Genomic DNA, 22,970 nt, shown 5'->3' on the forward strand with positions numbered 1-22,970 from the left:
ATGTCCCCCTATTATTTGATCGCGCCTTGCGTCAATCCTTCTTGTAGATGTTTTTGTCCTGCGAATAACAATAAAAGTGTCGGAATGATGATCAAGACGACCGCCGCCATGACGACGCCCCAATCCGAGGCGACCTCGTTCGACTGCATCTGTTTGATTCCGATTTGGACCGTCCGCGCCTGTTCCGTGTTCGTGACGAGAAGCGGCCATAAGTACATGTTCCAAGTCGTCAAAAAGCTATATACCGACAATGTGACGAGCGGTGTCTTCGATACTGGCAAGACAACGTTCCAGAAGAAGCGGAACCGACTGATCCCAGCAATTTGAGACGCCTCATACATCTCATATGGAATCGTCTTGAACTGTTGCCGGAGTAGAAATGTTCCGAACGCAAGTGCGAAGAACGGCACCGATAGTCCCCAGACGGTGTTGAGCCAGCCAAGTGACTGGATTGTCAAAAAGTTCGGCACCATCGTCGCTTCCCATGGGACCATCATCGTCGCGAGGAAGAGCATGAAAATGAGCCCTTTTCCTTTAAAGTCGATGAAGACGAATGCGAATGCCGCGAGGCTCGACAAGACTACCTGTCCGACCATCACGAGAAGCGCGACAATCAGACTGTTCACTAAGTAAGTCAGCATCGGGATTCGTTCGAACGCGGCGATATAGTTCTCAAATGACGGGTCGCGTGGGAGCAGATGTCCCTGGAGCACTTCCTTCCCGTCCATCAGACTGATCGAGAACGCATAGGCAATCGGGAACAGCATGACGACGGCGCTCAAGACGAGTAAGACATATACGCCTATATTCCGTAGTCTCATTGGTAATGCACCTTCCTTTCGACAAGTTTAAATTGGAGCCATGTCAACAAAAGGACGGCGATAAATAAGAGCACGGCTTGTGCACTGGCACTCCCGACGTTGTAGTTGATGAACGCGTCTTTATAGATGGCATAGACGATGACGTTCGTCGCATTCGTCGGTCCGCCTTTCGTCAACAAATCAATCTGTCCGAACGTCTGGAAGGCGTTGATGAGTGAGATGATGCCGACGAAGAAGAGCGTCGGGGACAACATCGGGATTGTGATCGCGCGTAACTGCGTCCAATAGCTCGTTCCGGCAATATCCGCACTCTCGTAGAGCGTTCGGTCGATGTTTTGCAGACCGCCGAGAAGAATCAAAAACGTGAAGCCGATATTCATCCAAACGGTCGCAATCGAAACGGATAGGAGCGCATATTGCGGGTCTAGAAGCCACTGTACGCCGCTGGCACCGATTGCTTCGAGAAACCGGTTGAAGATCCCGATTGACGGGTTATACATGAACATCCAGATGACCGACGAGGCGGCGACACTCATCCCCATCGTCGCCGAGAAGGCTGTTCGAAAGATGCCAATGCCTTTCAACTTCTCATTGGCAAGGAGTGCGAGACCGAGTGCAATCAGAATCGTCAGCGGGACCGTCAAGAGGACGAATCCGACCGTCGCCTGGATGCTTTGCCAAAACGCCGCACTCGTGAACAAGTTGCTGTAATGACCGATGCCGACAAATTCGAGTGGCGTCCCTTGCGTATCCGTCCGAAAGAAGCTCAAGTACATCGTCCGGAGGAGCGGATAGACGAGAAAGACACCAAACAAGATGATGGACGGAGACAAGTACAACAGCCCGCTCGCCGCGTCCGACAGTCTCGTGCGGACCTTCTCCCTCGGTAAGGCGACCGTCATTGGAACACCTCCAACGCCTCAAACAACTTCGGCTGTCGTGGCTCGATGCGATGCCCGTTCGCGTCAAAGAGCGACATCTGTTTCGGATCCACATAACACGCGACTTTTTCTCCGACGGTGAGTGGCCATTGTCCTGACCATTTCGCCAGCCATTCATTGCCACCGACATCGAACGCAAGGATCGTCTCGGTCCCGAGTACTTCGATGTTTTTCAGCTCTGCATAAAACGTCACGTCTTCGTCTGCCGGTTTGATCTGTTCCGGACGTACGCCGAGCGTCGCTTCTGACACTTCTGTCAATGCGTTCGGATGGAACAGGCGGCCGTCTGCTGCCATCCACCCTTTTTCTTGTCGGGTGACCTCGACTAGGTTCATCGGTGGTGATCCGATAAACGAAGCGACGAACGTGTTCGCCGGTTTGTTGTATAGGTCAAGCGGCTTCCCGACTTGTTGCACTTCCCCTTCATTGAGAAGCATGATCCGGTCCGCCATCGTCATCGCCTCGACTTGGTCGTGTGTGACATAAATCATCGTCAGTCCAAGTTTTCGCTGTAACTGGCGAATCTCCGAGCGCATCTTCGCCCGTAGTTTCGCGTCTAAGTTCGAGAGCGGCTCATCCATCAGGCAAATCGGCGCCTCCGTCACGATGGCTCGTGCCAACGCGACCCGTTGTCTCTGACCACCTGAGAGTTCACGTGGCTTCCGTTTCAAATAATCGGTGAGTCCGAGCGTCTCGGCCGCCTGTAGGCAACGCTCACGCTGTTCTAGTTTCGTCAGTCCTTTCGTATGTAGGCCGAACGTGATATTTTTCTCGACCGTCATATGTGGATAAAGGGCATAGTTTTGGAAGACCATCGACAAGTGACGTTCGCTCGGTTTCATCCCGTTTGCTGCCACTCCGTCGATGCGAAGCGTTCCGCCCGTGATGGATTCGAGCCCGGCAATCATGCGAAGCATCGTACTCTTGCCGCAGCCGGATGGTCCAACGAGCGCGAAGAATTCTCCTGCTTCGATTGTCACGTCGATCCCTCGAATGACTTCCGTCTCCCCGAATGATTTTGTCAGTTGTTGTAGTTGGATCGTTTTCATACCAATTCCTCCTTCTGACTTTGGACCTGCCAAAGTCGTTCGTCCCCGGTCGAAACCGCGAATGCCCCATGGTCGAGGGCGCGATGTACATCGATTGGTTGACGAATCATGCCACCCGTCACAATCGGGAAAGAGACTTCCTGGGAAATCTTCTCGACGACTCTCGGAATCAGACCAGGCATGAGTTCAATCGCGTCCGGTTGCTGTGCTTCGGCGAGTTTGAGCCCGCTCGTGACCGCGTCCGAATCGACGAGAAACAGTCGTTGAACCGTCAACAGCCCTGCCCGTTTTGCGTGCTGAAGCACCGATGCTTTCGTCGTGACAATCCCGTCGGCGCCGACACGTTTGGCGAGATAGTCGATTCCATCCCGGTCGAGGCTGATCCCATTGATTCGCTCGGCGTGGAGGAAGACCGTTCGGTTCTCTCGTTTCAAATGCGCCACATAGCGGTCGAGCGTACTGAGCGTCCCCATCATGAGGAACGTCGTCGTCACATCCGTCTTTAAAAACGCTTCGATTTGTTTCGGACTCTTGATTGAGGCAATCATCCGCTCCTGCCCCATTCGTGCAATCGCTTCATTCACTTGAATCATCCTTTCTTGAAAAAAAGGACCAACAGAAACGACACGTCATGGACGTACGGGCTTCTGTTGGTCTCTCAAAGGTTCTACCGGTAAGTATTCACTTGGAAGTGAGGGGGTCTCACAGCTCTTATCGTAGCGGACGATTGTAAAGCTACCATAAAGGAATCGCTAAGTTTCATGAAGGAAACGTAAAAAAACCGATTCACGGGGAATCGGCCAATGTCTGTTCGGCTTTCGCTAATATATCTGATTTGACATCATCGTCTCGCCCTTGCCAATTGCGAACCATCATCTTCATCCGCTGATTTTTTGAGAAACGCTCCTCGTGCCGATCGATGAAGCGCCAGTAAAGGGCGTTGAACGGACAAGCATCCTCTTCGGTCGTATGTTTCGGGTTATACGGGCAATCTCCACAGTAATCACTCATCCGGTCGATATACTTCCCAGAGGCGACATATGGCTTCGTGGCAAGTTTCCCGCCGTCCGCATGCAGGGCCATCCCGAGCACGTTCGGTAAGACGACCCAGTCATAGGCATCGATATACATCTCATTGAACCAGTCGCTCGTCTGTTTCGGTGAGATTTCAAACAACGTCGCGTAGTTTCCGAGCACCATCAGCCGCTGGATGTGATGGTTGTGGGCATGCGCCACGACCGGCTTCAGACTTTGATGCAGACAGTTCAAGTCCGTCTTCGCATCCCAAAAGAAGGTCGGTAAATCGCGTTCATGCTTGAACGTGTTCACCTCTTCATAGCCCGGCATAACAGCGAGATAGACGGCGCGCATATACTCCCGCCACCCGAGGATTTGGCGGACAAACCCTTCAATCGATGACAAGGGAGCGTCAGCCTGACAAGCCGCCTCGACAACTTCATGTGGCGTCAACAGACCGATGTTGATGGCAGCCGACAACAGGCTGTGTGACATCTCTGGTTCATCCGTCATCATCGCATCTTGATAAGGACCGAACGTCTCGAGCCGCTCGTTCACGAATCGATTCAACGCCCGTCTCGCCTCGGTGTGTGTGACCGGCCAATGAAACGGGATCACCTTCCCTGGGTGATCCGAGAATGTCGACTCGACTTTTTTGATGACGTCTTTCGTGATAGCATCCGGTCGGAAATGGATCGCGGACGGAAACGACAGTCCTTCTTTCGGTGGTTTCCGATTTTCCGTATCAAACGACCACTTCCCGCCACGCGGCTTCCCGTCTTCAATTAAAACATCGAACCGTTTGCGCATCTGGCGATAAAACCGATCCATCCGCCACGGTTCGTTTCCGAGCGTATCGGTCGCTTCTTCTTTCGATAAATAGAAGAGCGGGACATCCGTATGTTCGACTAATTTATGTTTCTTACCGAATTGCTTGAGCTTTTTAGTCATCGGTTCGTCCGTGACGGCGGTGACATGAATCTCGTCCGGCTCGTACTGTTTTAGGTGATTGTCCCATGCCTCCTGAAACGAATCCGCTTCATGGTAATCGACGGTGTACCCTTTGTCGCGCAACTCTTCTGCAAAGTGACGCATCGCCGAGAAAATGAGGACGAGTTTTTGCTTATGGTACGGACGCCACGTCGCGCGAGACGTCGCCTCAATCATGACGATGACGTCATCTTCTTTTATATGCTTCAACATCTCGAGTTCGTGTGAGAGTTGGTTGCCAAGTATCCAAAATGAACGCATGTTGTTGACTCCTTTGTTTCATCGATATGCTACAATCAAGCTACTCTTGAAATGAGGTGACATTATGCTCCCACAAGTGTTCAAAAACTGGGTGGACAGTCAGTACGAAAACCCACGTGGTCCCGTCGGAAAATATATCGGGGAAAAGATGGTGCGCCAACACCGTATCGAAGTCGAGTGGACGATCGAACAGTTACATATGCATCTAAACGCCACCGTACTCGAACTCGGGTGTGGAGCCGGTGATGCGTTATCGACGATTCTTCAAAAGCGGGAGGATGTGAACGTGATCGGTCTCGATCGCTCGAAGACACTCATCGCTTCGGCCAAGAACCGGAATGCCGCGTCCATTCAAACGGGACGAGCTCGCTTGATGGAAGGCGATTTTCATCAGTTGGCGATGATTGACGCATCTATCGATCACGTGTTCAGCATTCACACGCTATATTTTTGGGAAGATGTCACGACCGTCCTGTCTGAAATCGAACGCGTCTTGAAACCGAACGGCACATTCGTCATCACCTATTGCGATGGGAAAGGCGATGTGCAGTGGAACGGGATTGCTGACAGGATTCAGAAAGAGTTCATCCCCGAGGCGACGAAATTCGGATTTCAGGACGTGTCGGTACGGCGAGGTCCCGACTCGCGCGACTATCGTACGGTCGCAGTGATGGGACGTAAACCGCATTCTTAATCAGTACCCGTTTTTCATTCGATTCTTTCACGACAATCTGTTCGGCATGACTGAACATAAAATAATAGGCTAAGCCGATGGTCATCCACGGGCTTAGCCTATTAGCGTTCATCTACAAATTTGATACGTGTTCTTCCCGCCCGCCTTTGATTGGTACAGTGCGACATCCGCATCTTTCAACAATTGACGGAGGTCTTTCTCCTCATCAGGATTGTATGGAGCGATACCGATACTTGCTGATAACGGAAGATGGGCGTCCCACTCTTTCAAGACAGTTAACATCCGTTCAGCATACTCGACGACAACTACTTCAGGTAACGCATGTGCGACTTTCACTAAAAACTCATCGCCACCTAAGCGATATACCTTCGAATCATGAATCGGCTCCATCAAGCGTTTCAGACGACGTGCGACTTCTTTTAGAACGAGGTCCCCTTCGTCATGACCAAACGTGTCATTCACAAATTTAAACCCATCTAAATCGATGAGAAAAAGTGCGCCTCCTTGATTCGGATTTGTCTCGAAATAGTTATATAAGTAGTGTCGGTTATACAGATCCGTCAGTTCATCCCGTGAAGCCCGACGTTCGAGCTCTAAGTAATAACTGAACATACGCACTACGCGTTTCAGCAATTGGACACTTTTCGAATCATACTGAGCACTTTTATGATTCGCGACACAAAGCGTCCCGAAGATATCCCCGCTCTTCGTCAAAATCGGGATGCCTAAATACGACTTGATGTTCACTTCCCTCAGTAATGATTGAAGGCGTGTCGACTCGATTTGTTCTTCGATGTCTTCATACATCAAGACTTCTCGCTGATTGAAATCAATTCGATTGCACACCGTATCCTTCAAATCAAAAGACATTCCTTCTTCAAGCATGATGGGAGAATCTTGTGACGACAGTTTGAGGATATGCTGGGTGTCATCTTCAATTGATGTAAGATAGACCAATTTATCTGGCATAATCTCTTTCGCTAACTCAATCATGTCAATCGCGAGCTCATCAAAATTTCGATACATTTGGAACTCATATGAGTGCATATTATCCCCCCCAACCTCATTCATATCTCATTATAACGAATTCTGATGATTTTTATGTAAAAAAATTACATAAAAATCTCCCGAACGTCATGGTCGGGAGATCCTTCATTATTTTGTGACGACGACGTTAACCCGTTTTGTCGCATAACCGGCGCGCGTCATCTCCACTTTCAACGTACTACCTGCTCGTTGTTTGTTCACATACACTTTAAAGTTACCCTTCGTGTCTACCTTTACGGCTTTCCCCACTTTAGAAGAGCCCTTATATACTTGGATTGTCGCACCCGGATGTCCCGTTCCCGTCACAGAAGTATGTGTTGCTCGCAGCGGCTTGACCACAAGCGGCTTCATCACATACTTAATCGTTTGTGTCGAAGCAGAAGAGACATTCCCAAACGCATCTTTGGCACGGACAGAGACCGTTTTGCCCGGTGTCCATTTTTTGATGGTATAGGCGTATACACCTGAGTTGTTCGCTTTCGTCGTATAAGTGCGACCATTATACGCAATCAGGACGGTCGCCCCTTTATCTGTTTTTCCCGTGATTTTCGTCGTCACGGCCGATACTTCATTCACCGTCGGCTTCGCCGGTGCCGTATTGTCTTTCGCTTTGAGGGAAACAGACGTTTTTTGACCGAGTTTATGATACGTGACAAATTGTAATGTCTCCCCTTCTTTATAAGCACGAATCATCGATAGTTTAAACGTCCCCGTGCCATCAATGACCGTTTGACCGAGTTTTGATGCACCGCTCCACACTTCAACTAACGCATGCGCTTCACCTTTCCCGGTGATGTGTCGGGATGCGTTTTGGAATTTGACGTTCGATACATTTTTTCCTTCATACGGCTTCGTCACCGTTTTCGTCAGTTCATACTTCACTGTCTTATCTGGGTTGATCAGTTTGACCGTCACCTTGGCAGGGAGCGTAATATCGTTCGCCCATGTCACGACGCTTCCCATCTCATTTGGATTATATGTTTTTCCATTCACCGTGAATGTATACTGACGTTGATCCATATGGTCGAGTGGTGAATAAAACCAGATGTATTGTCCACCATCGAGGCGAATGTCTTGAATCTTTTCACCAACTGGAGCAACGTATGCAAACGTACGATTGCCTGCCGCATCCATCGATGTGATTTTCACATGACCGTAGGAGACCCCGTTTTTCGTGAAATAAATCGGATCGGTCGTCTTGATGACGAAATCACCTGTCTTCGAAACGGAGACGACTTTTTCTTTATCACTTCGGTACGTGAACGTGACTTTTGCTCCTGGCTCAGTCTTCCCATAAATCACATGTTCGCCTGGCAATACATGCTTTTGCTGCGTCAATTTTGGTCGAGTGATATCCTTCACGGTCACTTTATTTCCCTCTGACCAGTTGCCGGCGCGGTCTTTCGCTTTGATGACCAGATGCGTGACGCCGTCCGTCAATAAATTGGATACAGGGAGTTGGGCAAACTTCGTGTACCCTGAGCTATGGACAGGTGACACTAGATTTGGTTTTACAACCCCTTCACGCAGTAACGTTGTACCCTTATAATAAGCAACCGTAAAGTCCTTCACATACTCATTCGCATGCACATCAATCTGTTTACTCGTGTCTGAGAGAACCTCATACACTTGAAGGATTGGAACCATACTGTCTTCAATCGTATACGAGAAACGTTGGTCGGCTTTTCCAGTTACTTTGACGAGAAGTTCGAACGAATTTGTCTTCTCTACGTTGACTGGAAACTCAAATCGTCCTGTGCCATCGGCGGTGATGTCTTTCGTAATTCCTTTAGAAAATTGTAAGATCGCTCCAGGTTCAGTTGTCCCTTTTAATACTTTGGAATGGTTCGTCAACTTTTCGATGATTGGTTGTTGAATTGCATCGAATGTTCCTTCCACCCAATCCGAGACACGACCATCCGACAATACTGTCCGTGTCATGAAACGATCGTTTACTTCAAGTGGGACAATCGGGTTGGTTAGCGGTGTCTTTTCGACAAGAGATTGTCCATTCGCCTTCTCGACTTTCGTTTCAAATGAAATCGTCTGTCCCGGATAATGGAAGGACGGTAGACTCAACACGAGACGATTCGATTCAAGCTTGATGTTCGGTTTTGGGATGATGCGGTTGTCTTCCGCCCGTACTTCCAATAATGGGTTATTTGAGTAGTTGTATTCATCGACATAGTTGACCATGAATGAGACACCATACAGTTTCGGCAAATCGAACACAATATTGCCGTCCGCGTCACTCGTTTCTCGGAAACGGACTTGTGCATAGCCTGCCCGTGGGTCTTGATACGTGAGCACGAACGTTTGATTCGGTGTCGCTTTCGCAATCAACTTCGCTTCCTCTAAATCAAACGATGTCTTTTCAAAAGAAATCGTTCGAATATCTCGCTTCACCTTCACTTCTTTCGTAAAAAGTGTCTCTTTGTTTTTCGTAATGGTGAATGTGCGAATCGACTGGTCGTTCAATTCATAATCACAGTCAAAATAACCATTGTCATAACTGGTCGTGCAATACTCGCCATCGAGTTCAATCGTCGCTCCCGGGACTGTGATTCCTGTTAGCTGCGTGAACGATTCTTTAATGACGAGAAGCGGATTCTCCGCTGTCGGTTGAAACGCTGGCATTTCAAACGTCTTCCCATCCGTAATCGATTTGTCTACAAAATGAGAAAGTTGGACCGTGTACGTTTGTTTCTCATAAGCACGTGACTCCCATCCTGTAAACGGAAAATCAAATTTCCCTTTCGCATCAGCGCGTCCGGTCCGCACTTCAAAGTATCCAATTTTCACGTGCACTTCCGCATAAGGAAGAGTTGTTCCTGAAACACGTAATGTTTCATGTGGCGGGGCATCTAACGTCAATTCTGCCGGACTTTGAGATGCTTGATACGTTTTAATCGGAGTTGACGCCTTCTCAGGGCTGCTGACGTATACGCTTACCGTTTCTGATGTATTTTTAGGAATGCGTAACTCACCTTTTGCTTCTTTCACACGCCCTTCATATGTCGCATGAATCGTATGGGTTGGATGTGTGACAAATACAAATTCATTGTTAATGAGGCCAAGTAATGTTGCATCAATTGGAGTCACAGGATTCGATGGGGTGACTACTTCTCGCTCAATGACACGAATCAATTGATCAAAGCCATTCGTCTCTCGTTGATAGACTGCGACTTTCCCCACAAGTGGTTCTTCAAATGTATGTGTGTATGTAGAGTTAGCATCACTGACGAGTTTGATAACCTTTTCATTCGCCACAATCGTGACAGGTTGATTCGGTCGATCCGTCGTCCCCTCTACTGTTTTTGGATTAGAAGTCGTCGTACTCACGGTAGCTGCTTTCGTCTCATGAATCGGGAACATCGATCCGATAAGCATACATACAATGAGTAGCGATATGCTTTTTTTCATTGTTGCAAACATCATATTGTCTCCTTTTGGTAAAATCTGATTAAACAATAAAAAATATAGCATGATTTCCAATATTCTAGTCTATGTTTTTTTAAACAAGGTCAATAAAAAGAGCCCTCTATTTTTAGAGTGACTCCTTCCGAACTGATACGTGTTGTATCTGCTCTCACTTATCCCCGACTCTTCCGCGTCAACGTCAATCCACCGAATCCACTAATCACGGCGATATAAAATCCTAAATCGTAGAACCAGCCGGTATTGTTCACTTCGTACACCCGATACGTGTCATTGAATAACCCTAAAATGAGTGAAATCGGTGCAATCCATCCGTGCCAGATTCCCCAGAAAAAGCCTGCCGGGTCCGTCGTGTACGTCCCGTCGCCGGGCACACATCCACCGAGTAGTGTCACGAGCGTGAGCATAATGAGTATGATGCCAAATCGTTTCATCTTTCATCCCTCCTGTTATGTGTATTCCCGTTTCTACAAAAAAAGCACTGACAAATGTCAGCGCCAAAGTTGGACCGTATTCGCAAACTCGATATCGGTCGCGAGTTCCCCGTCAAGCGCATGAAGGTCGAAGTCTTCTCCGTCGAGCCATTTTTGGAAGTCGAAGATGACCGGGTCCCGGTCTCCGCCGAGCGCGAACCACGTCTCGAGCGTTTCTGGGAAATAAGCCGCTGTATGAATCGTCCCCGCCCAGCTCTTATACAGTTCTGAGAAGACGCCCTTGTCGGTGTCGTTCATGAGGCGGAACGCACTCTCTGCGTCTTGAATCAAATGCTGTACCACTTTGATTTCCATCATGCGACGCGTGGAATCGTCCAGGTGGTAGCGATTCTCGTGTTGCAGTAACTCGAAATGGTTCGTGCATATATTGGATTCCCGTACTTGGATATCCCGTGGTGTCGCCTCGATTACGCGTGTCTTCGACGACTTGTCGTGGACGACGTACGTGAAGGAACCGCGATGCGGAATCTCTTTTAATAAGTCGACTGCTTCCTCCACGGTCGCGCACGTCTCGAGAATGATGCGCCCAATCATCTGGCAGACAAATCCGTCACCTGGTCGACGTCGGTTAATAAAATTGTACCCCATCGCGAGACCTTTCTCATTCATCCCGTCCATGCGTCCCGTGACACGAGAGACTGGTCCGATGACGGCATATCCGTCGTCCGGTTGAAACACGTTGTAGCGCCCATCGTACGTCATCGGATGATAGTCATAGTTTCGCACGAGGAAGTTGTCTCCTGTCAGAATCGAACACCCGCTGATTGGATTATTGACTCGGAAATGTCCGAAGTGAAGCAACGTATCATTGAGAGACAGTTTGAGCTCGTCTTGAAGCCCGATCAACTCTTCCCAAATCTTCGGAGCCACTGCATCAAAAGCAGCCTTCGCCTCCTTCGCGTCAATTTCAAATCGGGGCACGCGTAGTTTCCACTGGTCCGTCCGATTCTCGAGCAGTTGACTGCGTTTTATATATTTACCTTGAAAGCGACCGAAGTCATAATGACTTCCGCGAAATTGTGTCAGTTCACTAGAGAATTGTTGCATAAAAAAACCTCCCTTGCGCCCATTATAGCGGACACAGGAGAGGTCTGTCTGAAGTGAGACTGCTTATAACTTGAACTGACGACTCATCTGTTGCATCGATTCCGCTGTCGTCGACAAATCTTTGACGAGACGGTTCATCGTCTCACTTGTCGCCGACATCTGCTCCGTCGAAGCGGCCACTTCCTCGTTCCCGGCCGTGCTCTCTTCTGAGATGGAAGCAATCTCTGACAAGCCGTGCTGGATATGGTCTTGGTTCGTCTTCACCCGATCGAGCTGACTACGCATCGAGCCCGTCAGCTGTTGCATATGGCGGACACTTCGTTCAATTTCCATGAAAGCGTGCTTCGTCGACTCGAGCGTTTCCTTCCCTTCCTCTGCCGCCGTCATACTTTCTGTGAACGTCTGGCCGAGGGCGATCGAATTTTGTTTGACGCTTCCGACAATCTCTGAGATCTCACTGACAGACTCGGCGACACTGTCAGATAGCTTCCGAATCTCCGAAGCGACGACCGCAAACCCTTTCCCGTGTTCACCCGCACGAGCCGCCTCGATCGCTGCGTTCAATGCGAGCAGGTTCGTCTGTTGTGAGATTTGGCGAATCATCGTGACGAGCTCCGTCACCTCGTCCGCCTGTTGCTCGAAATCACGGACTTGTCCTTGTGACGACTTCACCTGTTCATGGATATGTGTCATCTGGTCGACGGCACTCTCCATATAGCGAAGCCCATCCATCGTCACCCGACTGACGACTTCTGCCTGTTCGCTCACTTGGTCTCCGTCTGACGTGGTTTGCTCGACGAGCGTCGAGAATTCGTTCATATGTCCATATAAGCGCATCGTCAATACACTTTGATTTTCAACACCGCTCGCAATCTCTTCCATCGTATAAGCGATTTGACGAGACGCATCATTCACTTCTTCCGAGATGCTCGAGACGTTTCCACTCTCGTCCTTGACCGTTTGCGCCGACGTTTGGATCCCAGAGATGAGGTCTTTCAACATATGGGTCATCTTATCCATTGATACCGTCAGACGTTTGATTTCATCATTCGATTTCAATTGAATGGTTTCGACTTCTTTCGTCGCCGTCGCCAAATCGCCTTCGGCAATCGACGTCGCGACGCGTTCTAACGCTTGAAGAGGACGTAACTTCCAGCCAAGATAGCGCCAAATGATGACTCCCGATCCTGCAAGTAAAATGAGAAGACCAATGAGGATTGGTGGCAAACTCTCGGTCAACACATCTCCTGTGATTGCTGAGACTTCTGTGGCTGCCTTGTCAATTCCAAGGACCCCGATGACCTCGCTACCACGTTTGATTGGAACGAGCACTGTCACATACTTCCCGTATTCCGGATCGTCAATGACGTTCGTTGTGACCGTATCGCCATTGAACGCATTCATCGCTCCTTCGTATGTCATCGCCGTAGTAGGTGTCCCGATGTCTGCTGCATCCGCTTGACTCAAACCATCGATGATGATTTGGACTTCTTCGCCCTCGGTGGCAATCGTATACACATACATGGCCCCGATTTGTTGGCGATATGTATCGAGATATTCTCGCAACTGTTCGTACTGCTCATTTTTTGACGGATTTTTCATGAATGACGCATATGCATCCGCATCTAATGTCTCGTTAATCCGTTCTCCATCTTCAATCATCGTCGCATGCAACGTGCTGAGTACGGAATGCTTCGTACTAAAATATTGCACGACCCCGAACAAGACGATGAGCAAGGTGACGAAGGCTAACATCGCTAATACAATGCGCTTTTGTAACGACTGTGTTTTCTGTTTCATCTCGATTTCCTCCATTCTATCCTTACTCTTTGTATCGGACAGAATGCATCAATCTCCACAAAAAAACAGACGATTTTCGACAAAATCGTCTGTTTTTATTCAAGATTTGTCGAATCGATAACTTCGAGCGGAATCGTAACTTCCGTCTCGCCTTCCTCTACAAGATGGAAGAGTGGAAGTGTATCCGCTACGAAAAGATCAGGGTCGACGTCGGTCTGATATTCATACGTTCGAATGTCTTCTTCCCGCTCTGCAATCAGTTCGCCGAACGGAATCGCAATCCGTTCTCCATCGACCTCATAACTCATGACCGTCGTCGGATCGAGGCGGCGATTTTCTAGCATGCGAATCGTGAAGAGCATTGTTGTATTGTTCGTTCGTTCAAGCGAAACGGCAATCGCATCGGATTGTCCCGCCCGCTTCTCAATCATCGCCTCATCCACGTTCTGTTCATAAACAATGTTCTCTTCGTTCGACTCTTCCGTCTGTAGTTGCTGACAGCCCACAATCGTCATTAAGCCAACTAGTAACACAATTACTAAAGCACGCATCCCATTTCTCCTTACTTCAAGGCGAAAGTGAGTTCTGCTTCACAAGCAACTTCTCCATCGACTGTGGCCACGGCACGTCCTTTACCGATTGGACCACGAATTTTCATGATTTCTACTTCAAGGCGAAGCTGATCACCCGGGACGACTTGACGTTTGAAACGACAGTTGTCAATCCCTGCGAAAAAGGCAAGCTTGCCTCGATTCGATTCGTCTTTCAACATTGCGAAAGCACCGACTTGTGCGAGTGCCTCGACAATCAAGACGCCTGGCATGACGTTATAGTCTGGGAAATGCCCGTTAAAGAACTCTTCGTTCGCCGTGACATTTTTTAATCCGACAGCACGCTTCTTTTCTTCGACTTCGATAATTCGATCAACTAACAGAAACGGGTATCTGTGTGGGATTACTTCTTTAATTTGCTCAATTGTATACATCCATCCACCGCCTTTAAGAGGTTAGCCAAAAATCGGTGATATGGCGCCACGTCTCGATGTCAAACACATCTTTCCAGTCGCCTCCGCCAATGACGCTATATCCAATGATTGCTCCAAGGGCGAGCATCGCGATTGCCAACACTAAAACGACGAGTACACGCAGTAAGATCGGGAATCGACGATGATTCGACAATCGTGATCGCTGCTTCTGCTTCGTCTCTTGTTCTGGTGAACCTTTTTGTTCTTCCGAACTCGTTTGTTCATCGTTCGCCACGTCCAACCATCCTTTCAGCTAAAATGATTATATCATATTAGTACCTGGTATTAAAATGCGTAAATTGCTACCTTTTTAGTGTACCCTATGCACAAATGTCGAACAAGCATCCTTCCCTGACAGAAGCTGAACGATTTTTTCCTTTCATCATAAATATGCTAAGCTTATGCTATTCCATGTCAGGAGGTTTGTTTATGTTAAAAGAGTTTAAAAAATTCGCGATGCGCGGGAATGTCATCGATCTCGCTATCGCGGTCGTACTCGGTGCGGCGTTCACGGCCATCGTCAACTCGCTCGTCAATGATATCTTTATGCCGCTTCTCGGAATCATTATCGGAGGAATTGATTTTTCGAACTTAAAAGCGAGCGTACTCGGAGTGGACGTCTTATACGGGAACTTCATTCAACAGATTGTATCGTTCATCTTGATTGCTTTTGCCCTCTTCCTAATCGTCAAGATCATCAATCGTCTACAACGTGAGAAAGAAGTCGAAGAGGCCGTTGCCCCGACCCCTACGAAAGAAGAGCAGTTGTTGACTGAGATTCGTGACTTACTAAAAGAGCGTCCATGACAAGCTAAAAACGCTTTGACGAATCGTCAAAGCGTTTTTTCGAGGACATGGCGAACCCGTTGGACTGCATTCGTCAATAACGGGGCGGCTTCCCATATTGCTTCTTCTAGTGTCATGATGCGTGACACGATTGGAAAGACGGCGACAATCCCTGATTCCACATGAGCGGTCAAGTCAGATTGTCCGGCAAACACGAGTGTCGGGACCCCGTATGTGTGGGCGAGACGCGCCAACCCGTAAGGCGCTTTCCTCTCTAAACTTTGTGCATCAAACTTCCCTTCTCCTGTGATGAGCCAATCTGCCCCTTTCACATGGTCTTCGAACCTTGACCAACGGACGACTTCTTCGATGCCACTCATATAGGTCGCCCCAAGTTGCAGGAGCGCGAATCCGATACCGCCTGCCGCACCGGCTCCGTCGAGTGACTTCATATCCTGATTGAAGTGACTCGCATAGTCGTCGAGTAACTGATTGTAGCGAACCACATCGTCCGCTGCCAACCCTTTCTGGGGACCGAACACGTGCGCAGCACCTCGTTTTCCCGTCAACGGATTACGTACATCAGAAGCCATTCGCCACTCAACGTCCCTTACTCTCGGGTCGAGTCCTGACCAATCGATGGAAGCGACGTCTGCAAGTTGATGTGGCATCGAGGATACAGCTGCATCGCTCGCATCTAGAAAACGAACACCTAGCGCCTCAAGCATCCCTTTCCCACCATCAATCGTCCCGCTCCCGCCAAGCCCGATGGTGATAACGCCCGCTCCCCGGTCTAGCGCATGAACAATTTGATGCCCGACGCCGACTGAACTATAGCGCCATGGGTCGACGTGGGTGAGGAGCGTTAACCCTGTCGTTTCCGCCACTTCAATCACGGCGTGTTTCGTTAATGGTTCAAAACCGAAACGTGTAGGACGCTTCGTCCCATCCAAGCACGTAACGACCTCTTCCACGATGACCGCATCCTCATGCGTTGCGAGCCACGCATCAAGAAATCCTTCTCCTCCATCTGAAATTGGAATAGCGATGACGTCATGCCCCGGCAAGGCACGACGGACAGCTTGATTCGCTTCCATACTCGACAATGAACCTTTGAATGAATCCATGGCGACCACGATTCGCATCTCGTTGACCTCCCTCTCCATAACTTATACAAAAACCGCCTCTCTCACGGAGAAGCGGTCATACTTTACGGACGTAATGCCGTGACAAGTCCCATCATCTGATCACTCATCGAAAGGGCACGCGAGTTCATTTGATAGGCACGTTGTGTGATGGTCATGTCGGTCATCTCTTTCGTCAAATCCACGTTTGACGACTCGAGTGTTCCTTCCATCAACAAATTCCCTAACGGACGATCGACTTCGGTCTCAAGGTCGGCTGCGAATACGTTATCACCGAGTGGACGCAGTTCAGACGTATTCCGGACTTCTACGATATCGAGTCGTCCAAATTCCTGCTCGACACCGTTCACGCTCGCCACGACTACGCCGTCTTGACGAATGCGATGATTTGTCGCCTCGTTCGGCATCGTGATTGCATTGCCGTCATCTCCGAGGAGCGGGTTTCCGTTCACATCGACGAGTGTCGTCTCATCACCGACAGACAGCTGCATGTTTCCGCTACGTGTCACGCCGACACCGTTCGGCGTGTCCACGACGAAAAATTGACGGCTCGCCTTCAAGAAGACATCGAGACCGCGATCTGTCATGCGGACTTGTCCAATATTGAATTGTTGGGTGATATCAGCGACGTGGCCGCCTACCCCGATGCGAATGCCATTCGGCGTATCCCGACCGACTTCGAATTCTGGACGTGGTTGGTTATCATACGCTTGCGATAAGAGTGACGCGAAGTGCCCTTGTTGACGTTTGAAGCCAACCGTATCGACGTTCGCGATGTTATGACCTGTCACATCTAGTTGACGCTGAAGTTGAGACAGGGAGTTGACCGAATTATAAATGGACTGCATGGTGTTCCTCCTTAACGAACGCGAGCGATTTCGATGGCTCGCTCGGCACTTTTATCATACGCTTGGACGACTTTTTGGTTCGCTTCAAATTGACGATACGTCATCATGAGATCGGCCATCGTCTGGTCGAGGTTGACGTTTGCTTCCTCGATGAAGCCCTGTAACACGTCAACTTGTGCCGGTGCAGGCGCGTCGCCTGTCACGCGCCAATCGTTCCCGACTTGTTCGAGTGTCGTCAAGTCATCGATCTGATAGGCACCGAGTGTCGCCACGTTTTGACCGAGCGACGTGATGACCCCATCTTTCCCTACCTGAAACTCGCTCGAAGGGAGCTGGATGCGTTCCCCTTCATCAGAAAGTACGTATCCACCGTCTGCTGAACGAAGGAATAACCCCTCATCAATCGAGAAGCGGCCATTCGTCGAGTATAACGTCTCGCCTGCCTGTTCGATCGCAAACATCGGTGCACCTGTAAAATCAGCAGGAGCCTTCAAATAAAGATCGGTTGGACTTCCTGATTCCGTGATACTCCCTGCCGAGAAGCGTGGCATCGTCTCTTGAAGGTAGACACCCATAGAAAGGGTGCCGACTTCCCCGTTCACGCGCGACTTCCCATTATCGGGATTGCTCACCTGCGCGAGCAACATCTCTGGAAACGATCGGACCACGCCGTCAGACGCCTTGAAGCCCGGTGTTCTCACATTGCCAAGGTTATTGCTTAAAATTTCTTGTTGGCGCTGAAGGGCATTCATCGCGCCTGCCGCTGTATATAATCCGCGTAGCATTATCGTCTTCCTTTCGTCCTGTAACATGATTCACTCTTTATATCGTACCAAACGAGCGATGCATTCACCGTTTTTTCAAAAAAAGTTCATCCTACGTTTTAGGATGAACTTTCTTCGTTTATATGATCGACCATCGGTAACTCGACAATCATCGTCGTTCCTTCTCCGATTTGAGAACGGACATCAATTGTGCCACCGTGCAATTGGACGATTTCTTTACAGATGGATAATCCTAATCCGGTGCCACCTATGCGACGACTTGCTTCGGATTGTGACCGATAAAATTTATCGAAGATTCGACTGGCGTCTTCCTCGGAAAGCCCCAGACCTTCATCCGTGATGGCGATTTGAATCGTGTCTTCTTCACACGTCACATCGACACTCACATTTCCACCGTCCGGGGAATACTTGATGGCATTGTTCAAAATGTTCGAGAACACCTGTCGTAGCTGGGCCGGGTCTCCTGCCACAAAGAGCGTTTCATCACAGTCGAAGTGGAAGAAATGGTTCTCCGTCGACCCTGCGTGAATCTCGAGTAAGTCGGATAGTAAGTCGTATAGACTCTCGACTTTAAACTCAGGCGTCCCCATACCCGCCTCCATTTTTTGAACGTCTAACAAATCGCTCACGAGACGTTCGAGACGTTTCGTCTCACTCGCAATCATCTCCAAGTAGCGCTCTCGTTTCGTCTCATCTAATTGACGACTTTTCAAGAGCTCGGAAAAGCCGAGAATCGATGTGAGCGGTGTCCGCAACTCATGCGATACGGTTGCGACGAGTTCCGTCTTCACTCGATTGATTTCTGTTTCCTGGGTAATATCACGTGATACGAAGATGACACCGACACGCTCGTTCTGCAAATCGATTGGTTCGGCATACATCCGAATCGTCTTCTGACCGTCTTGCATCGTGTACGTGAACGTCTCATCGAACATTCCCTCTTCCTTCGCACGTTTCGTGAAGCGGTTCAGTCCTTCTTTGTCATCAATCTGATTCATGAACATCGGATAATACATCGCAATCGGATATAAACTCCCACGTTCGGTTGTCGGAATCGGATGTTCATATAAATCAAAGAGCGCGCTGTTTCCGAATCGTTCATTCGTCTTGAGTTCCGTGTAGACGATTGAGTCGCGCATCGTGTGCAAGATTCGGGCGGTCTTTTCACGCTCAAGGTCGACTTGATCTTGTTGAGTCCGAAGCGATCTCGCCATCTCATTAAATGCCTTAGACAATTGACCAACCTCATTTTGTAGCGGTTTAATCGGGATGAGAGTCGCACTCGGATTCGTTGCGAGCCGCTCACTGTTCGTCATGAGCGTCTGCAACTGATTCGTCAGTCGTAAAATATACGGTTGTAAGCCAACGAACAACAAGAAGAGTGCACCGAGCAAAATCAAGAGCCACATCCATTGGGCTTGCACTAACTGTTTCGAGAGTGCATCGCGTAATTCACTTTCTTGAAAGTCGAGATCTGCCCGATAGTCGGTAAAGACCGACTCCATATCGACGATGCTTGCACTCATGTCCGCAGCGTTACTTGAGTTGAGCTTAAATCGCGTCTGAGTAGACGTCTCATTTTTCGGCATGAATTGCCCGACCGTACGCATCTGCAGGAATTCTTCATCCACTTCCCCTGCCTGCTTCGCAATCACATATTGTTCAAGCGCGGGCATGACGCGTGTCGTATAAATCGAGAATAGGAGTCGCGCATCTTCCGCGAACTGCGTTTCTTCCTCATTACTTGCCTGTGTTTCAAACCAGGTCGTTTGTTCATCGATATTCGTTTGAGCCTTACGTACTTCCTCTAACAGGGCGTTTTCCCCGAGGAGGACGTGACCACGTAACTCATACTGCATCGATTGCCACGTTTCAAATAAATCTGTCGCCCGTGCACGTTGCTCACTGATTCGCTCCAATTGAACGGTCGTTTGTTGAATCGATTGTTGCGTATAAAAATAGGTCCCAACCGATGTAAGCGTCACTAAGGCAATCAATATATAAAAAATGGTCATCACTTGTCGACTAATGCGTTGTTCAATCCAACGTTTCATGGAATGCCTTCTTCCTTTACTCCTGGACTGCCTCATTTCGTACGGTGAATGACTTTTTCTGTTCAAACAAAAAAAGTTCGGGTACGATGATGAGACGGAGAGTCACTGCAAAAAATCCATTCACCTATTAGGAAGAATAACGCAATGACCTCACAAGAAACTCACAAAGAATGAAGGGAATGTGCGCATGACTCGTAATCGAATGACGTTTATCTTCATCCTTGTGATGTTGATTGGCGTCAGCCTCACTTTATTGATTCGACATCAGTCAATCAATCCAACTGTCACCGTGAAACAAGGTGAAGCCTCGCTTCTTTCTTCTTCGGTTGACGAAGAGATTCTGCGCCTCGATGGATCGTGGCGTTACGAATCCGGGATTGTCTCAAACGTTGATCGTCGCTCCTATCGAACCATCCCATTTACGACACCATACAAAGAATCCACATATGAAATCGACCTCTCACTTCCAGAAGGAACGTATGCGTTACTCATTCCTTCCTCACTGTCCTCCTCTACGATTTTGATTGATGGAGCCTCTGTTGACACAACGCGCATCGGAAATAATCGTTCAGGTGAACAACCTTCACTTCTGTTACTTGACGATGGAATGAAAGAATTCAGATTGACGGTTCAACAGACACAACAAGCAGGGAATTCAATGCCTATCGAAGAAAGTATATTGGTCGGCCCGTTACACCAGATTATGACGACTCAAAATGCTTATACCGGATACGAATTTTTCATGTTGCTCATTTCACTGCTGATTGCCGCGTTCTATGCCATCGTTTACTTGTTCCATCGAAACGAGCGGTTGTACGGCTATGGAACGGCCTTCTTTATGCTGGTGAGCCTCTCCCTCATGTCTCGGGACGGCATGTGGATCTCAGGAAGTGATAAGTTGACATTAAGTTTGACCTTATTGAGCATGAATATGTTGATTGAATTTTCGAGATGTTTAGAACGTGTACCGTTCGATCGTTTTTTAGCGATTTTGAGGTACCCGCTTTATGGAATGACCGTTTTAGCTGTCCTCCTACCTCAATCCATCTATAGCGTATTCGAATACTTTGTATGGATCATTGTATTATTCATCTCGTTCTTTTGGATCGGATTGAACATTGGATGGCTTCTTGAAAAACAAAAAAATACGAATAAGCTCGAATTATTAACATTCACACTTGCCCAAATCATTGGGTATATCGGCATTATGATGTCGACGTTTATCGTGTCTTCCAATCAACAATTGTATGCCAATACGTTTACCATCGTTTACTTCTTATTGATGTTTTTACTACTGCCGATTCACTTGTCTACGGACAAAAAGAAAAAGCAACAAGTCGAAGCTTTGGCCTCACAACATGAGATGTCATTCTTCAACGCCCAAATCAAACCACACTTCCTCTACAATACGTTTGGGAATGTGATTGCACTGTGCTATACGTCACCACCTGATGCCGCTCGTCTGCTTAGTCATTTAAGTACGTACGTCCGTTTTATTTTCGAAAATGGTCGTACCGATCACGATATCTCCATTCGACAAGAAGTGGACATGATTGACTCTTACCTCGCCATCGAACAGACTCGGTTCCGCGATTCGTTCGAGGTCGTGAAGGAGATTGATGACTCTCTATTAGACTCTACGATTCCGTCGCTACTGATTCAGCCACTCGTTGAAAATGCAGTTCGGCACGGTCTTTACCGGCATCCGGGGCAAAAACGGATTACGCTTTCCATCCAAGAACAAGGTGGGATGATTGATATCCGAGTTCGTGATACAGGGAGCGGATTTGACACTGGTCAATCGAACGAATCATCAGGCATTGGAATCTGTAATATAAAACGCCGAATTGAACATCTTCCTGGTGCAACATTTGATTTAACTTCTACTCTAAATAGAGGTACTGCCGTTCACTTGCGATTACCCAAACAAGAAAGGACGAATCACGTAAATGCGTACGATTTTAATTGAAGATGAACATCATATTCTAGGGATGATGGAACGAATTGTGAAAGAAGAGCCTTCTCTTGAATGGGTCGGTTCGTTCCAAAGTCCGACTCAAGCTCTCACGTTTATTCAAGAACATCCGGTCGACCTCGTCTTTTTAGATATCGAAATGCCTGAGATGACCGGTCTTGAGCTTGCGACCTATTTACCGGAACGGACGCAAGTCGTCTTCACCACCGCACATCAACAGTATGCCGTCGAAGCGTTTAATCTGCATGCGACGCATTACTTGCTGAAGCCGATTACAGAACAGATGATCCATAGCGTCATTCCACGTATCGTTCAGCGCTATGAGGCAATCCAACAAAAAAATCCACATCAATCTTGTCGTATTCAATTCCTGGATCGTTTTTCGGTTCGAACGCAGGATGGAAATCTTGTGAAATGGCCCACTCAAAAAACCGAGGAGTTATTCGCCTACCTGGTCTATCATCGAAAACAAGTCATCAACAAATGGGTGCTCGCGGAAACACTCTATCCGGACATCGATGAACCACAGCGCGCCCTACACAATGTGTACAACGCCATCTATCGTTTGAAAAAGACGCTAGCAGAGCACGAACTCGATATTACGGTGAAGACAATCAATAATGGTTACTCCATCGAACTCGGTGAGTCCTGTGCGTGTGATTATTACGAATGGCTTGATTCAGCACAACCTTCAATCCCTAAGACTGAACTACAGAATCGATTGTTTATCGATAAAGACTATACATGGCACTAA

21 protein-coding genes are annotated in these 22,970 nt (G+C 48.4%); 4 read left to right on the forward strand and 17 right to left on the reverse strand.

Features of this window, described 5'->3' with window-relative positions; genetic code table 11:
- Positions 1-11 precede the first annotated feature (11 nt).
- The 5 genes from KNP62_RS06845 to KNP62_RS06865 form a co-directional block, all read right to left on the reverse strand.
- Positions 12-821 (reverse strand): carbohydrate ABC transporter permease, encoded by an 810-nt coding sequence (locus KNP62_RS06845; RefSeq protein ID WP_214784736.1) that lies wholly within the window; start codon positions 819-821, stop codon positions 12-14.
- Entirely contained in the window at positions 818-1,723 is a 906-nt protein-coding gene (locus KNP62_RS06850; RefSeq protein ID WP_214784739.1) for a carbohydrate ABC transporter permease, read from the reverse strand. Before KNP62_RS06850 ends, KNP62_RS06845 begins: the two co-directional genes overlap by 4 nt.
- Positions 1,720-2,811, reverse strand: a complete 1,092-nt coding sequence (locus KNP62_RS06855) for an ABC transporter ATP-binding protein (protein ID WP_214784742.1) — start codon at positions 2,809-2,811, stop codon at positions 1,720-1,722. The genes KNP62_RS06850 and KNP62_RS06855 overlap by 4 nt, the downstream gene beginning before the upstream one ends.
- The gene (locus KNP62_RS06860; RefSeq protein ID WP_445236762.1) at positions 2,808-3,395 is read right to left on the reverse strand and encodes a glycerol-3-phosphate responsive antiterminator; all 588 of its coding nucleotides are present in this window, start codon (positions 3,393-3,395) and stop codon (positions 2,808-2,810) included. Before KNP62_RS06860 ends, KNP62_RS06855 begins: the two co-directional genes overlap by 4 nt.
- Positions 3,396-3,597: 202 nt before the next feature.
- On the reverse strand, positions 3,598-5,079 hold the full coding sequence (locus KNP62_RS06865) for a cryptochrome/photolyase family protein (RefSeq protein WP_214784748.1): 1,482 nt from the start codon (positions 5,077-5,079) through the stop codon (positions 3,598-3,600).
- 64 nt (positions 5,080-5,143) lie between these two features.
- Between KNP62_RS06865 and KNP62_RS06870 the strand changes: the two genes are divergently transcribed.
- Positions 5,144-5,773 (forward strand): class I SAM-dependent methyltransferase, encoded by a 630-nt coding sequence (locus KNP62_RS06870; RefSeq protein ID WP_214784751.1) that lies wholly within the window; start codon positions 5,144-5,146, stop codon positions 5,771-5,773.
- A 108-nt stretch (positions 5,774-5,881) separates the two neighbouring features.
- Here the strand turns inward: KNP62_RS06870 and KNP62_RS06875 are convergent, their stop codons facing one another.
- From KNP62_RS06875 to KNP62_RS15660, 8 genes are all read right to left on the reverse strand, one after another.
- Positions 5,882-6,820: a sensor domain-containing diguanylate cyclase gene (locus KNP62_RS06875; RefSeq protein ID WP_214784754.1), complete on the reverse strand. Its 939-nt coding sequence runs from the start codon at positions 6,818-6,820 to the stop codon at positions 5,882-5,884.
- A gap of 108 nt (positions 6,821-6,928) precedes the next feature.
- Positions 6,929-10,255 (reverse strand): Ig-like domain-containing protein, encoded by a 3,327-nt coding sequence (locus KNP62_RS06880; RefSeq protein ID WP_214784757.1) that lies wholly within the window; start codon positions 10,253-10,255, stop codon positions 6,929-6,931.
- Positions 10,256-10,413: 158 nt separating this feature from the next.
- Positions 10,414-10,692: a hypothetical protein gene (locus KNP62_RS06885; RefSeq protein ID WP_012727334.1), complete on the reverse strand. Its 279-nt coding sequence runs from the start codon at positions 10,690-10,692 to the stop codon at positions 10,414-10,416.
- Between the two features lie 57 nt (positions 10,693-10,749).
- Entirely contained in the window at positions 10,750-11,799 is a 1,050-nt protein-coding gene (locus tag KNP62_RS06890) for a C45 family autoproteolytic acyltransferase/hydrolase (protein WP_214784760.1), read from the reverse strand.
- 63 nt (positions 11,800-11,862) lie between these two features.
- Positions 11,863-13,599, reverse strand: a complete 1,737-nt coding sequence (locus KNP62_RS06895; protein ID WP_214784763.1) for a methyl-accepting chemotaxis protein — start codon at positions 13,597-13,599, stop codon at positions 11,863-11,865.
- Between the two features lie 95 nt (positions 13,600-13,694).
- Positions 13,695-14,150, reverse strand: a complete 456-nt coding sequence (locus KNP62_RS06900) for a hypothetical protein (protein WP_214784766.1) — start codon at positions 14,148-14,150, stop codon at positions 13,695-13,697.
- An 11-nt stretch (positions 14,151-14,161) separates the two neighbouring features.
- Positions 14,162-14,584, reverse strand: coding sequence for a 3-hydroxyacyl-ACP dehydratase FabZ (gene fabZ, locus KNP62_RS06905; protein ID WP_214694486.1), 423 nt, complete (start codon positions 14,582-14,584; stop codon positions 14,162-14,164).
- Between the two features lie 13 nt (positions 14,585-14,597).
- Positions 14,598-14,858, reverse strand: coding sequence for a DNA-directed RNA polymerase subunit beta (locus KNP62_RS15660; RefSeq protein WP_214784769.1), 261 nt, complete (start codon positions 14,856-14,858; stop codon positions 14,598-14,600).
- Positions 14,859-15,052: 194 nt separating this feature from the next.
- On the opposite strand from KNP62_RS15660, the gene mscL reads away from it, so the two are divergent.
- Entirely contained in the window at positions 15,053-15,430 is a 378-nt protein-coding gene (gene mscL, locus KNP62_RS06915; protein WP_214784772.1) for a large conductance mechanosensitive channel protein MscL, read from the forward strand.
- A 26-nt stretch (positions 15,431-15,456) separates the two neighbouring features.
- Here mscL and KNP62_RS06920 read toward each other — a convergent pair whose 3' ends face one another.
- From KNP62_RS06920 to KNP62_RS06935, 4 genes are all read right to left on the reverse strand, one after another.
- Positions 15,457-16,554: a glycerate kinase family protein gene (locus KNP62_RS06920; RefSeq protein WP_214784774.1), complete on the reverse strand. Its 1,098-nt coding sequence runs from the start codon at positions 16,552-16,554 to the stop codon at positions 15,457-15,459.
- Positions 16,555-16,619: 65 nt separating this feature from the next.
- Positions 16,620-17,402 carry a flagellar hook-basal body protein gene (locus KNP62_RS06925; RefSeq protein ID WP_214784776.1) on the reverse strand — a complete coding sequence of 261 codons (783 nt, stop codon included), beginning with the start codon at positions 17,400-17,402 and terminating at the stop codon, positions 16,620-16,622.
- 11 nt (positions 17,403-17,413) lie between these two features.
- The gene (locus tag KNP62_RS06930) at positions 17,414-18,187 is read right to left on the reverse strand and encodes a flagellar hook-basal body protein (RefSeq protein ID WP_214784778.1); all 774 of its coding nucleotides are present in this window, start codon (positions 18,185-18,187) and stop codon (positions 17,414-17,416) included.
- A 98-nt stretch (positions 18,188-18,285) separates the two neighbouring features.
- Positions 18,286-20,241: a HAMP domain-containing sensor histidine kinase gene (locus tag KNP62_RS06935; protein WP_214784780.1), complete on the reverse strand. Its 1,956-nt coding sequence runs from the start codon at positions 20,239-20,241 to the stop codon at positions 18,286-18,288.
- A 187-nt stretch (positions 20,242-20,428) separates the two neighbouring features.
- Here KNP62_RS06935 and KNP62_RS06940 point away from each other — a divergent pair, with 187 nt between their 5' ends.
- Positions 20,429-22,210, forward strand: coding sequence for a sensor histidine kinase (locus KNP62_RS06940; protein ID WP_214784782.1), 1,782 nt, complete (start codon positions 20,429-20,431; stop codon positions 22,208-22,210).
- The gene (locus KNP62_RS06945; RefSeq protein WP_214784784.1) at positions 22,191-22,970 is read left to right on the forward strand and encodes a response regulator; all 780 of its coding nucleotides are present in this window, start codon (positions 22,191-22,193) and stop codon (positions 22,968-22,970) included. Before KNP62_RS06940 ends, KNP62_RS06945 begins: the two co-directional genes overlap by 20 nt.

Origin of the sequence: Exiguobacterium sp. s183, from assembly GCF_018617655.1 — a bacterium.
In the GTDB taxonomy this organism is placed as follows: Bacteria; Bacillota; Bacilli; order Exiguobacteriales; family Exiguobacteriaceae; genus Exiguobacterium; species Exiguobacterium aestuarii_A.